The organism is Citrobacter sp. CK195 (assembly GCF_030333365.1).
Classification (GTDB): Bacteria; Pseudomonadota; Gammaproteobacteria; order Enterobacterales; family Enterobacteriaceae; genus Citrobacter_B; species Citrobacter_B koseri.
Genome location: NZ_JAOWGB010000023.1, coordinates 288278 through 300616 on the forward strand (window position 1 = coordinate 288278; position 12339 = coordinate 300616).

The 12339-nt window shown below is 53.7% G+C and carries 11 protein-coding genes; 9 read left to right on the forward strand and 2 right to left on the reverse strand.

From position 1 onward, the window contains the following. Positions 1 to 152 precede the first annotated feature (152 nt). The gene (gene rne / locus OGX93_RS09905; RefSeq protein WP_286449637.1) at positions 153 to 3356 is read right to left on the reverse strand and encodes a ribonuclease E; all 3204 of its coding nucleotides are present in this window, start codon (positions 3354 to 3356) and stop codon (positions 153 to 155) included. 687 nt (positions 3357 to 4043) lie between these two features. Here rne and rluC point away from each other — a divergent pair. Then, positions 4044 to 4997: a 23S rRNA pseudouridine(955/2504/2580) synthase RluC gene (rluC, locus tag OGX93_RS09910; RefSeq protein ID WP_012132836.1), complete on the forward strand. Its 954-nt coding sequence runs from the start codon at positions 4044 to 4046 to the stop codon at positions 4995 to 4997. Positions 4998 to 5148: 151 nt separating this feature from the next. On the opposite strand, the gene OGX93_RS09915 is transcribed toward rluC, so the two are convergent. Next, complete coding sequence (locus OGX93_RS09915) at positions 5149 to 5733, reverse strand: Maf family protein (RefSeq protein ID WP_012132833.1); 585 nt, start codon at positions 5731 to 5733, stop codon at positions 5149 to 5151. 198 nt (positions 5734 to 5931) lie between these two features. On the opposite strand from OGX93_RS09915, the gene yceD reads away from it, so the two are divergent. From yceD to fabF, 8 genes are all read left to right on the forward strand, one after another. Next, positions 5932 to 6453: a 23S rRNA accumulation protein YceD gene (gene yceD / locus OGX93_RS09920; RefSeq protein ID WP_012132832.1), complete on the forward strand. Its 522-nt coding sequence runs from the start codon at positions 5932 to 5934 to the stop codon at positions 6451 to 6453. A gap of 16 nt (positions 6454 to 6469) precedes the next feature. Continuing rightward, on the forward strand, positions 6470 to 6643 hold the full coding sequence (gene rpmF / locus OGX93_RS09925) for a 50S ribosomal protein L32 (protein ID WP_000290727.1): 174 nt from the start codon (positions 6470 to 6472) through the stop codon (positions 6641 to 6643). A 79-nt stretch (positions 6644 to 6722) separates the two neighbouring features. Further along, the gene (gene plsX, locus OGX93_RS09930; protein WP_071818860.1) at positions 6723 to 7802 is read left to right on the forward strand and encodes a phosphate acyltransferase PlsX; all 1080 of its coding nucleotides are present in this window, start codon (positions 6723 to 6725) and stop codon (positions 7800 to 7802) included. Between the two features lie 76 nt (positions 7803 to 7878). Beyond that, positions 7879 to 8832, forward strand: a complete 954-nt coding sequence (fabH, locus tag OGX93_RS09935) for a beta-ketoacyl-ACP synthase III (RefSeq protein WP_275166376.1) — start codon at positions 7879 to 7881, stop codon at positions 8830 to 8832. 15 nt (positions 8833 to 8847) lie between these two features. Further along, positions 8848 to 9777, forward strand: a complete 930-nt coding sequence (gene fabD / locus OGX93_RS09940; RefSeq protein WP_058669003.1) for an ACP S-malonyltransferase — start codon at positions 8848 to 8850, stop codon at positions 9775 to 9777. A 12-nt stretch (positions 9778 to 9789) separates the two neighbouring features. After that, entirely contained in the window at positions 9790 to 10524 is a 735-nt protein-coding gene (gene fabG / locus OGX93_RS09945) for a 3-oxoacyl-ACP reductase FabG (RefSeq protein ID WP_012132828.1), read from the forward strand. 151 nt (positions 10525 to 10675) lie between these two features. After that, entirely contained in the window at positions 10676 to 10912 is a 237-nt protein-coding gene (acpP, locus tag OGX93_RS09950; RefSeq protein WP_000103754.1) for an acyl carrier protein, read from the forward strand. 85 nt (positions 10913 to 10997) lie between these two features. Beyond that, entirely contained in the window at positions 10998 to 12239 is a 1242-nt protein-coding gene (gene fabF / locus OGX93_RS09955; RefSeq protein ID WP_058669004.1) for a beta-ketoacyl-ACP synthase II, read from the forward strand. Positions 12240 to 12339: the final 100 nt, after the last annotated feature.

The window sequence follows — 12339 nt, forward strand, 5'->3', positions numbered from 1 at the left end:
GAAACATATCATGAAACTGGGTATGTTTTGTCTGCCCGCTCCCTTCACCCCGGAGCGGGCATTTTTTTGCCCGGAAAACAGATAACGGGCACCGATTGCAGGTACAAAAAAGCCGACCCGCAGGTCGGCTTATCTTTAACATCGCGTTCAGCTTATTCTACAGGCTGCGGGCGCGTGGCTGGCGCGGCGGCCTGATGCGTTGCGCTATGACCACCTGCCGCACCTTTACCTTCAAAGATGAAGGCAGGGCGCTGCCAGTCGCTGTGATGTGGCGCTTCCGGGACATATTCCGGCGCAGGCGCGCGGGTCATCGGCGCACTGGCGTGGCTGACGGGTTTCTCCCCGGTAGTTACCGCGCTTTCTGACACGGTTTCAGCAACTGCAACTGCAACGGCGACTGGCGCAGCGATAATCTCTTCCGGTTCAGCGGCAACAACGACAGGTTCAACCGTTTCTTTAACGATCTCTTCCGGTTCGGCGATGACAACGTCAGCGGATTCTTCAGCCGTCGTGGTTTCCTGAACGTCAGCGGCAGGTTCCGCTTGTGCAGCGACTTCCTGCGCAACAGGGACGTCAGCCTTTGCAATCACCTGAGGTTGTTCTTCAACCGGGGTGGCAATCACTTCAGGATGCGTTGTTTCCACAGTAGCGGGCTGAGGTTCAGCGACAACGGTTTCAGTTTGAACCGGTGCGTCTACAACCTGTTCAGCTGCGGCAGCGACGACCTGCGGCTCTACTGCAACCGGCTGAGCTTGTACGGTCTCTTCTTCGTGCTGTGCTTCAACCTGCGTATCCTGAGGACGGGCGACAGGGTAGCGAATCCACACTTTGCCAGACGCCATTTCCGGTGAAGCGCAAGCGACGGTTAACGGCATTGGCGATTGAAGCGGGTAACGCTCATCGCGGTAGCGACGACGACGCTGGCCGCTGACGCGCAGGTGGCGAGGAGAACGACGGGAGCGACGCGGCATTCCTGCGTTATCACGCGCTTCGCCGTTTTCTTCCTGCTCTGCTGGCGCAACGTCTGCGATCGCTGGCAGGTCGACTTTCGCCAGTTCAGTACGCTGAGCAGGCGCGCTTTGCGTAGCAGGCTGGGCGGCGACAGCGTCTTCGACGACTGGCGTTGCGACAGCTTCTGCTTCAGAGGTTGCAGAGTCTGTGTAACGAACTTTCTGGCTCAGCTGACGCTGTTTGCGGCGAGGCTGCGCCTGACGAACGCGTTCTTCCTGTTCCGTCTCCTGAGCCGGTTGCTCATCCAGATTCAGCGCCTTGACTTCTTGCTGTGCCTGACGTTTTTCATCGTTGCGACGACGGTTGCGTTCACGACGCGGCGTCTGCTGCTCGTCACCGGACTTCGCCTTATCGGCAACGTCGTTAGACTGCTGGCGGTTGTCACGCGCTTCTGCGTTCTGCTGCTGCGCCTGACGACGGTTACGACGGTTGTCATCACGGTTTTCACCGCCTTCAGCGCGGTTGTCGCGATTATCACGGTTGTCACGGCGATCGTTACGGTCGCGGCGATTATTCTGGCGAGACTTACGACGATCCTGCTGACGCTCCGGTTTTTCTTCTGCTTTCGGTGCAGGTTGTTCAATCGGCTTGGCGACTTCGCTGCCGCTGAACATGTTTTTCAGCGCGCCGAAGAAGCGGGTAAGCAGACCTGGCTGTGCAGGCGCAGTGGCAACGGCTTTCGGTGCTGCCGTCGCTGTTTTCACCGCAGGTTCTGCTGGCGTCGGCGCAGGCGGCACTTCCGGCATCGCGAAGGTCGCCAGTGCTGGTTGTTCAGGGCGTTTACGCTCGGCGTACTCTTCTTCAGAAGGCAACGCCATCGCTTCTTCATGCAGTTTCGGCAGCATGTAGCTCAGGGTTGGCGTTTCTTCCCCTTTACGTACGCGCAAAACGGAGTAGTGCGGCGTTTCCATCTGATCGTTTGGTACGATCACGCAGCGCACGCCATCCTGGCGAGTCTCAATAGCATTAACCGCGGTGCGCTTTTCGTTAAGCAGGTAAGAGGCGATCGGAACCGGAACAATGGCGTGAACTTCCTGGGTATTCTCTTTCAGCGCTTCTTCTTCAATCAGACGCAGAATAGACAGGGAGAGCGATTCGTTGTCGCGGACGGTGCCGGTGCCGCTACAGCGTGGGCAGACGTGATGGCTGGACTCGCCCAGAGACGGGCTGAGACGCTGGCGGGACATCTCCAGCAGGCCAAAACGAGAAATATGGCTAATCTGGATACGCGCACGATCCTGACGTACCGCTTCGCGCAGACGGTTTTCCACCGCGCGCTGGTGGCGTACTGGCGTCATGTCGATGAAGTCGATAACGATCAGGCCGCCGAGGTCGCGCAAGCGCAACTGGCGAGCAATTTCATCGGCCGCTTCCAGGTTTGTGTTAAACGCGGTTTCTTCGATATCGCCGCCGCGTGTGGCACGCGCGGAGTTAATATCAATCGCGGTTAACGCTTCGGTTGTGTCAATAACGATAGAGCCGCCGGAAGGCAGACGCACTTCACGCTGGAAGGCGGATTCAATTTGCGACTCGATCTGGTAGTGGCTGAACAGCGGAATCTCGCCGGTATAAAGCTTAATCTTGCTGCTGAAATCCGGGCGGCCCAACGCCGCGATGTGCTGGCGCGCCAGCTCAAGCACTTTCGGATTATCGATAAGAATTTCGCCGATATCCTGACGTAAGTAGTCACGGAATGCGCGGACGATAACGTTGCTTTCCTGATGGATCAGGAATGGAGCAGGGCGGCTTTCAGCGGCTTTCTGAATCGCTTCCCAGTGTTTCAGGCGGAAGCTCAGGTCCCACTGCAACGCTTCGGCGGATTTGCCGACGCCTGCGGTACGCACGATAAGCCCCATGCCGTCAGGCAGTTCGAGGCTTGCCAGCGCTTCTTTTAATTCGGTGCGATCGTCGCCTTCAATGCGACGGGAGATGCCGCCCGCGCGCGGGTTGTTCGGCATTAAAACCAGATAGCTCCCTGCCAGACTGATAAACGTCGTCAGCGCAGCGCCTTTGTTGCCGCGTTCTTCTTTATCAATCTGAACAATCACTTCCTGACCTTCGCGCAACACATCTTTAATGTTTGGACGGCCGTGGGCGTTGTAGTTGGCGGGGAAATATTCGCGGGCAATTTCTTTTAACGGGAGGAAACCGTGACGTTCAGCGCCGTAATCAACAAAAGCCGCTTCCAGACTCGGTTCGATACGGGTAATTTTGCCTTTATAGATGTTCGCTTTTTTCTGCTCGTGTCCTGGACTCTCAATGTCCAGGTCGTACAGGCGCTGCCCATCTACAAGGGCAACACGCAACTCTTCCTGCTGAGTTGCGTTGATTAACATTCTTTTCATCGTAACTTACTCATTATTCTTACATTGACGACTAAGCTGCGGGCATAGTAATGCCTTTCCGGGTGTGAACCGATGGCCTCGTGTCTATTCGCGTCGCCAACCTCACGGTTATCGTCTGCTCAAAGAGGCGCAGAGTGTCGGTTGCCTGTATTTCATACGGAAATACAGCGCAATTATCAGGGGAACAGCCTGGGAGTTACTCTCCAGAGAAGATTCCATTATGTTCATCGTCTTTCACGCCGCAGATGCGTTGGCTTTATCTGCTCACCCGGGCATAAGCTCCTGGGGATTCCCAGATTTGCCGCCTTTCTGCAACGCGTAGTACATAGAACATATACCGGTAAGGACTGCAACCCGCAGCCCGCTAACTGCCTGAAAAATCAATACGTCTTACGCCATTGCTGCGTTGATGATCTGTCTGGCAAAATGGGTCATTCCGTAAAATTTCTTGTTTTAACAAGGTTCGACACGGAAACGGTTACATTATTCCACTGCTAACCTTGTTATAGCAAGATGACTTTTACCATTTATCACCCGGTTACTCACAGTTTTTTCACTTCCTCATGGCGATTGGTTTAATAACCAGCAAATTGGTCATGTTGAACGTGAGTAACAGGATATAGAAGTAAATATAAGCATAGAAAAATGAGTGGCGCTAATCCTTATGGCTATTTAGAATCGGCCCCCATGAAAACTGAGACTCCATCCGTAAAAATAGTTGCCATTACTGCCGACGAAGCGGGGCAACGCATCGATAACTTTTTGCGCACGCAACTCAAAGGCGTACCGAAAAGCATGATTTACCGCATTTTGCGTAAAGGTGAAGTGCGGGTGAACAAAAAACGCATCAAACCGGAATATAAGCTCGAAGCCGGGGATGAAGTGCGTATTCCGCCGGTGCGCGTCGCCGAACGCGAAGAAGAGGCCGTTTCGCCGCATCTGCAAAAAGTGGCGGCGCTGGCCGATGTCATTTTGTATGAAGATGACCATATCCTGGTGCTGAACAAACCTTCCGGCACGGCGGTACATGGCGGAAGCGGGTTGAGCTTCGGCGTTATCGAAGGGCTGCGCGCGTTGCGGCCAGAAGCGCGTTTCCTGGAACTGGTGCATCGTCTTGACCGCGATACCTCTGGCGTACTGCTGGTTGCGAAAAAACGCTCAGCGCTGCGTTCTTTGCATGAGCAACTGCGTGAGAAGGGGATGCAGAAAGATTATCTGGCGCTGGTTCGCGGCCAGTGGCAGTCGCATGTTAAATCGGTACAGGCGCCTTTATTAAAGAATATTTTGCAAAGCGGCGAACGTATTGTACGTGTGAGTCAGGAAGGAAAACCCTCCGAAACGCGCTTTAAAGTTGAAGAGCGCTATGCGTTTGCGACGCTGGTGCGCTGTAGCCCGGTGACGGGACGTACGCATCAGATTCGTGTGCATACGCTGCATGCGGGCCATCCGATCGCGTTTGACGATCGTTACGGCGATCGCGAATTTGATAAGCAGCTTGCGGGAACGGGGCTGTCACGGCTTTTTCTGCACGCGGCAGCGCTGAAGTTTACCCATCCGGGGACTGGCGAGGTGATGCGTATCGAAGCGCCGATGGATAACCAACTCAAGCATTGCCTTCAGGTGTTACGTAACAAAGCCTGATGCGCGTTGCGATATTATCGCGCTAAACCTGTAGGCCGGATAAGACGTTTACGTCGTTATCCGGCTGATGACGCTGTGCTTATCAGGCCTACGGGCATTGCTCCGCTGTGGGCCTGATAAGATGTTTTAGCGTCGCCACCAGACGCGTCTACTATGCCATCAGCGGGTTCATCTCCTCCCGGCGCAGCATCTGGCACAGCGCAATCAGCGGTAGCCCAATAAGCGTATTGGGATCTCGCCCCTCCAGGCGTTCGAAAAGGGCAATGCCAAGACCTTCGCTTTTAAAACTTCCGGCACAATGCAATGGACGCTCTTTGCGGACATAGTCCTCTATTTCCGTTTCGCTTAAATGGCGGAAATGCACATCAAACGGTTCGACTTCCGTTTGTAAATGTCCGGTTGCAGAATTATAAAGCGCCAGTCCGGTATAAAACGTCACAATATTACCGCTGGCTTTGGTTAATTGCTGGCGCGCTTTTTCTTCGGTTAACGGTTTGCCGGTAATTTCGCCATCCAGAACGCAAATTTGATCGGAGCCAATAATCAGATGATCGGGGAAACGGTGGGCGAGCGATTGCGCTTTCGCCTGTGCGAGGCGAGAGACCAAATGGCGCGGCGCTTCGCCAGACATGGGCGTTTCGTCAACCTCGGGAGCCGCGCACTCGAAAGGGATCGCCAGTTTTTCGAGCAGCGCGCGACGCCAGGGAGAGGTAGAAGCAAGGATGAGACGGGGCATATTTTTTTCCCTCAGATATAGCGTATTAATGAGAGCCATCTTAAACTATGCTCTTCGTCCTTCAAGCATGACATACAGTCACGGTTTGAGCGAAAATAAGTCTGTAACCCGCAATGTGTGCGAATTATTGGCAAAAGGCAACCGCAGGCTGCCTTTTTCTTTGACTCTATGACGTTACAAAGTTAATATGCGCGCCCTATGCAAAAGGTAAAATTACCCCTGACTCTTGATCCGGTTCGTACGGCTCAAAAACGCCTCGATTATGAAGGTATCTATACTTCTGATCTGGTAGAGCGCGTCGCCGATTCTGTAGTCAGTGTGGACAGTGATGTGGAATGCTCCATGTCGTTCGCTATCGATAACCAGCGTCTCGCCGTTATTACGGGTGATGCGAAGGTGACGGTATCGCTCGAATGCCAGCGTTGCGGGAAGCCGTTTACCCATCAGGTTCACACAACGTATTGTTTTAGTCCGGTTCGTTCTGACGAACAGGCTGAAGCACTCCCGGAAGCGTATGAGCCGATTGAGGTTAACGAATTCGGTGAAATCGATCTGCTTGCAATGGTTGAAGATGAAATCATCCTCTCCTTGCCGGTAGTTCCGGTGCATGATTCTGAACACTGTGAAGTGTCCGAGGCGGACATGGTCTTTGGTGAACTGCCTGATGAAGCGCAAAAACCAAACCCATTTGCCGTATTAGCCAGCTTAAAGCGTAAGTAATTGAGGAGTAAGGTCCATGGCCGTACAACAGAATAAACCAACCCGTTCCAAACGTGGCATGCGTCGTTCTCATGACGCTCTGACCGCAGTCACCAGCCTGTCTGTAGACAAAACTTCTGGTGAAAAACACCTGCGTCACCACATCACTGCCGACGGTTACTACCGCGGCCGTAAGGTCATCGCTAAGTAATCACGCGCAAGCGTGATGAAGCTTAGTGAGGATTTCCCCGCGTAAGCGGGGAAACACCAAACCAGGCAGCGACGATACCTTGACACGTCTAACCCTGGCGTTAGATGTCATGGGGGGAGATTTCGGCCCTTCCGTGACAGTGCCTGCAGCACTGCAGGCACTGAATTCTAATTCGCAACTCACACTTCTTTTAGTCGGGGATCCCGATACCATCACGCCATTACTTGCCAAAGCTGACTTTGAACAACGTTCGCGTCTGCAGATTATCCCTGCACAGTCAGTTATTGCCAGTGATGCCCGGCCTTCGCAGGCTATCCGCGCCAGTCGCGGCAGCTCAATGCGTGTGGCCCTGGAGCTCGTGAAAGAAGGTCGAGCCGAAGCCTGTGTGAGCGCCGGTAATACGGGCGCGCTCATGGGACTTGCGAAATTATTGCTCAAACCCCTTGAGGGCATTGAGCGTCCTGCGTTGATGACGGTTTTACCGCATCAGCAGAAAGGAAAAACGGTGGTGCTGGATTTAGGCGCCAACGTCGATTGTGACAGTACCATGTTGGTGCAGTTTGCCGTGATGGGGTCCGTGATGGCGGAAGAGGTGATTGGGATAACCAATCCCCGCGTGGCGTTGCTCAATATTGGTGAAGAAGAAACCAAAGGTCTCGACAGTATTCGTGATGCCTCTGCGTTGCTCAAAACAGTCCCTTCCATCAATTACATTGGTTATCTTGAAGCCAATGAATTATTGACGGGAAAAACTGATGTGCTGGTATGTGACGGATTTACAGGTAATGTCACATTAAAGACAATGGAAGGGGTTGTCAGGATGTTCCTTTCACTGCTGAAATCTCAGGGTGAGAGTAAAAAACGGTCGTGGTGGCTGCTGTTATTAAAACGTTGGTTACAAAAAAGCCTGACGAGGCGATTCAGTCACCTCAACCCCGACCAGTATAATGGCGCCTGTCTGTTAGGATTGCGTGGCACGGTGATTAAAAGTCATGGTGCGGCCAATCAGCGAGCATTTGCCGTCGCGATTGAACAGGCAGTGCAGGCGGTGCAGCGACAAGTTCCTCAGCGAATTGCCGCTCGCCTGGAATCTGTATACCCAGCCGGATTCGAACTGTTGGAAGGTGGCAAAAACGGACACTCACGGGTGCACAATTAACGGTGTAATCTGAGCGCAACCAACATACCAGCAGTTTGCACGCGGTGGTATATAACCGAAAAGTGACTGAGCGTACATGTATACAAAGATTATTGGTACTGGCAGCTATCTGCCTGAACAAGTGCGTACTAACGCCGATTTGGAAAAGATGGTAGAGACGTCTGACGAGTGGATTGTCACGCGTACAGGCATCCGTGAACGCCATATTGCAGCGCCAAACGAAACAGTCGCGACGATGGGCTATACAGCCGCAAACCGCGCGCTTGAAATGGCGGGCATCAATAAAGACCAGATTGGCTTGATTGTGGTTGCGACCACCTCAGCAACACATGCTTTCCCAAGCGCAGCATGCCAGATTCAGAGTATGTTGGGCATTAAAGGCTGCCCGGCGTTTGACGTTGCAGCGGCCTGCGCCGGTTTTACCTACGCGTTAAGCGTTGCCGATCAGTATGTAAAATCAGGCGCCGTTAAATATGCGCTGGTCATCGGTTCCGATGTCCTGGCGCGCACCTGCGATCCCACCGATCGCGGGACGATCATTATCTTTGGTGACGGCGCGGGCGCAGCGGTTCTGAGCGCATCTGAAGAACCAGGCATTATTTCGACGCATCTTCATGCAGACGGCAGCTATGGTGAGTTGCTGACGCTGCCAAACGCCGATCGCGTCAATCCAGAAAATCCGATTTATCTGACGATGGCGGGCAACGAGGTGTTTAAAGTGGCGGTAACTGAACTGGCACACATCGTTGACGAGACGCTGGCGGCGAATAATCTGGATCGTTCCGCTTTGGACTGGCTGGTTCCGCACCAGGCTAACCTGCGCATCATCAGCGCGACAGCGAAAAAGCTGGGTATGTCGATGGATAATGTGGTGGTTACGCTGGACAGACACGGCAACACCTCTGCGGCCTCTGTGCCGTGCGCGCTGGATGAAGCCGTGCGCGACGGGCGGATTAAAGCCGGGCAGTTGGTATTGCTTGAGGCCTTCGGGGGTGGATTCACCTGGGGCTCCGCGCTGGTTCGTTTCTAGTATAAGGATTTAAACATGACGCAATTTGCTTTTGTGTTCCCGGGGCAGGGTTCCCAGACGGTTGGGATGTTGTCTGAAATGGCAGCCAGCTACCCGATCGTAGAAGAAACCTTTGCTGAAGCTTCTGCGGCGCTGGGTTATGATCTGTGGGCGCTGACGCAGCAAGGGCCTGCGGAAGAACTGAATAAGACCTGGCAGACTCAGCCCGCATTGCTGGCCGCTTCCGTTGCGCTGTATCGCGTATGGCAGCAGCAGGGCGGTAAAGCGCCTGCGCTGATGGCGGGACACAGCCTGGGGGAATACTCCGCGCTGGTATGTGCTGGCGTCATCGATTTCGCCGATGCGGTTCGTCTGGTTGAACTGCGCGGCAAATTCATGCAGGAAGCTGTGCCGGAAGGCACCGGCGCAATGGCGGCGATCATCGGTCTGGATGATGCGTCCATCGCCAAAGCGTGTGAAGAGGCGGCTGAAGGCCAGGTGGTTTCTCCGGTGAACTTTAACTCTCCGGGCCAGGTGGTTATCGCCGGGCATAAAGACGCGGTTGAACGTGCGGGCGCAGCCTGTAAAGCCGCTGGCGCAAAACGTGCGCTGCCGCTGCCGGTAAGCGTGCCGTCACACTGTGCGCTGATGAAACCTGCGGCTGATAAGCTGGCGGTTGAATTAGCGAAAATCACCTTCAATGCCCCGACCGTACCGGTTGTGAATAACGTTGACGTGAAGTGTGAAACCGACGCTAACGCTATCCGTGATGCGCTGGTACGCCAGCTGTACAACCCGGTGCAGTGGACGAAGAGTGTAGAATTTATCGCAGCACAAGGTGTTGAACACCTTTATGAAGTGGGTCCAGGTAAAGTCCTCACTGGTCTGACTAAACGTATTGTTGACACCCTGACGGCCTCGGCGCTAAACGAACCGGCGGCACTGTCAGCGGCGCTTGAGCAATAAAAGAGGAAAACCATGAGTTTTGAAGGAAAAGTCGCGCTGGTTACCGGTGCAAGCCGTGGCATTGGCCGCGCAATTGCTGAGACGCTCGTTGCCCGTGGCGCGAAAGTCATCGGTACTGCTACCAGCGAAAATGGCGCTCAGGCCATTAGCGAATACTTAGGTGCGAACGGTAAAGGTCTGATGTTGAATGTGACCGATCCGGCATCTATTGAATCTGTTCTGGAAAATATTCGCGCAGAATTTGGTGAAGTTGATATCCTGGTCAATAATGCCGGTATCACTCGCGATAATCTGCTGATGCGAATGAAAGATGATGAGTGGAACGATATTCTCGAAACCAATCTGTCATCTGTTTTCCGTCTGTCAAAAGCGGTAATGCGCGCTATGATGAAAAAACGTCATGGACGTATTATCACTATCGGTTCTGTGGTTGGTACCATGGGAAATGCGGGTCAGGCCAACTACGCTGCGGCGAAAGCGGGTCTGATTGGCTTCAGTAAATCACTGGCGCGTGAAGTTGCGTCGCGTGGGATTACTGTCAATGTTGTGGCTCCGGGCTTTATTGAAACGGACATGACGCGTGCGCTGTCTGATGATCAGCGTGCGGGTATTCTGGCGCAGGTTCCTGCGGGTCGCCTCGGCGGCGCTCAGGAAATCGCCAGTGCGGTTGCATTTTTAGCCTCTGACGAAGCAAGTTACATCACTGGTGAGACTCTGCACGTCAACGGCGGAATGTATATGGTTTAACCACGAAAAATATTTGCGTTATTGTAGGTCTTGGCCTCAAAATAACGTAAAATCGTGGTAAGAACTGCCGGGATTTAGTTGCAAATTTTTCAACATTTTATACACTACGAAAACCATCGCGAAAGCGAGTTTTGATAGGAAATTTAAGAGTATGAGCACTATCGAAGAACGCGTTAAGAAAATTATCGGCGAGCAGCTGGGCGTTAAGCAGGAAGAAGTTACCAACAATGCTTCTTTCGTTGAAGACCTGGGCGCAGATTCTCTTGACACCGTTGAGCTGGTAATGGCTCTGGAAGAAGAGTTTGATACTGAGATTCCGGACGAAGAAGCTGAGAAAATCACCACCGTTCAGGCTGCCATTGATTATATCAACGGTCACCAGGCGTAAGTGAACATCTCCAGGCGGTCATTCGACCGCCTGAGTTTTATCTTTTTGTCCCACTAGAATCATTTTCCCTCCCTGGAGGACAAACGTGTCTAAGCGTCGTGTAGTTGTGACCGGACTGGGCATGTTGTCTCCTGTCGGCAATACCGTAGAGTCTACCTGGAAAGCTCTCCTTGCCGGTCAGAGTGGCATCAGCCTGATCGACCATTTCGATACTAGCGCCTATGCAACGAAATTTGCTGGCTTAGTAAAGGATTTTAACTGTGACGACATCATCTCGCGCAAAGAACAGCGCAAGATGGATGCCTTCATTCAATATGGAATTGTCGCTGGCGTTCAGGCCATGCAGGATTCTGGCCTTGAAGTAACGGAAGAGAACGCAGCCCGTATTGGCGCCGCTATCGGCTCTGGTATCGGCGGTCTCGGACTGATCGAAGAAAACCACAGTTCCCTGGTGAACGGTGGGCCGCGTAAGATCAGCCCGTTCTTTGTTCCGTCGACGATTGTTAACATGGTGGCAGGTCACCTGACCATCATGTACGGCCTGCGTGGGCCAAGCATCTCTATCGCTACCGCCTGCACCTCAGGCGTACATAACATCGGTCATGCCGCGCGTATCATTGCATACGGCGATGCGGACGCGATGGTAGCGGGTGGTGCGGAAAAAGCCAGTACGCCGCTGGGTGTCGGTGGCTTTGGCGCAGCGCGTGCGCTGTCTACACGTAATGATAACCCGCAAGCGGCCAGCCGCCCGTGGGATAAAGAGCGTGACGGTTTTGTTCTCGGCGATGGCGCGGGCATGGTGGTACTGGAAGAGTACGAACATGCAAAAGCGCGCGGCGCGAAAATTTATGCCGAAATCGTTGGCTTCGGGATGAGCAGCGATGCTTATCACATGACGTCACCGCCGGAAAACGGCGCGGGCGCCGCGCTGGCGATGGTCAATGCGCTGCGTGATGCGGCCATTGAGCCGGGTCAGATTGGTTACGTCAACGCCCACGGTACGTCTACGCCGGCAGGCGATAAAGCGGAAACTCAGGCGGTGAAATCTGTCTTTGGCGATGCGGCAAGCCGTGTGCTGGTCAGCTCGACGAAATCCATGACGGGTCACTTGCTGGGGGCTGCGGGCGCGGTAGAGTCTATTTTCTCTATTCTGGCGCTGCGCGACCAGGCGGTTCCGCCAACCATCAACCTGGATAACCCGGATGAAGGTTGCGACCTGGACTTTGTGCCTCACGAAGCTCGTCAGGTTAACGGAATGGAGTATACGCTGTGTAACTCCTTCGGCTTTGGCGGTACTAACGGCTCGTTGATCTTCAAAAAGGTCTAAGTCGTTCCACCAGAGAGTAAAAAGGTCCGCTTGTCGGGCCTTTTTTATTCAGCTTTCTTCCCTTGTCCTGTGTTAACCATCCTGCCACACTAATCGACCA

Coding starts and splice junctions, on each gene's coding strand:
- rne (WP_286449637.1), bottom strand. CDS start 3,356: ATGAAAAGAATGTTAATCAACGCAACTCAGCAGGAAGAGTTGCGTGTT.
- rluC (WP_012132836.1), top strand. CDS start 4,044: ATGAAAACTGAGACTCCATCCGTAAAAATAGTTGCCATTACTGCCGAC.
- OGX93_RS09915 (WP_012132833.1), bottom strand. CDS start 5,733: ATGCCCCGTCTCATCCTTGCTTCTACCTCTCCCTGGCGTCGCGCGCTG.
- yceD (WP_012132832.1), top strand. CDS start 5,932: ATGCAAAAGGTAAAATTACCCCTGACTCTTGATCCGGTTCGTACGGCT.
- rpmF (WP_000290727.1), top strand. CDS start 6,470: ATGGCCGTACAACAGAATAAACCAACCCGTTCCAAACGTGGCATGCGT.
- fabH (WP_275166376.1), top strand. CDS start 7,879: ATGTATACAAAGATTATTGGTACTGGCAGCTATCTGCCTGAACAAGTG.
- fabD (WP_058669003.1), top strand. CDS start 8,848: ATGACGCAATTTGCTTTTGTGTTCCCGGGGCAGGGTTCCCAGACGGTT.
- fabG (WP_012132828.1), top strand. CDS start 9,790: ATGAGTTTTGAAGGAAAAGTCGCGCTGGTTACCGGTGCAAGCCGTGGC.
- acpP (WP_000103754.1), top strand. CDS start 10,676: ATGAGCACTATCGAAGAACGCGTTAAGAAAATTATCGGCGAGCAGCTG.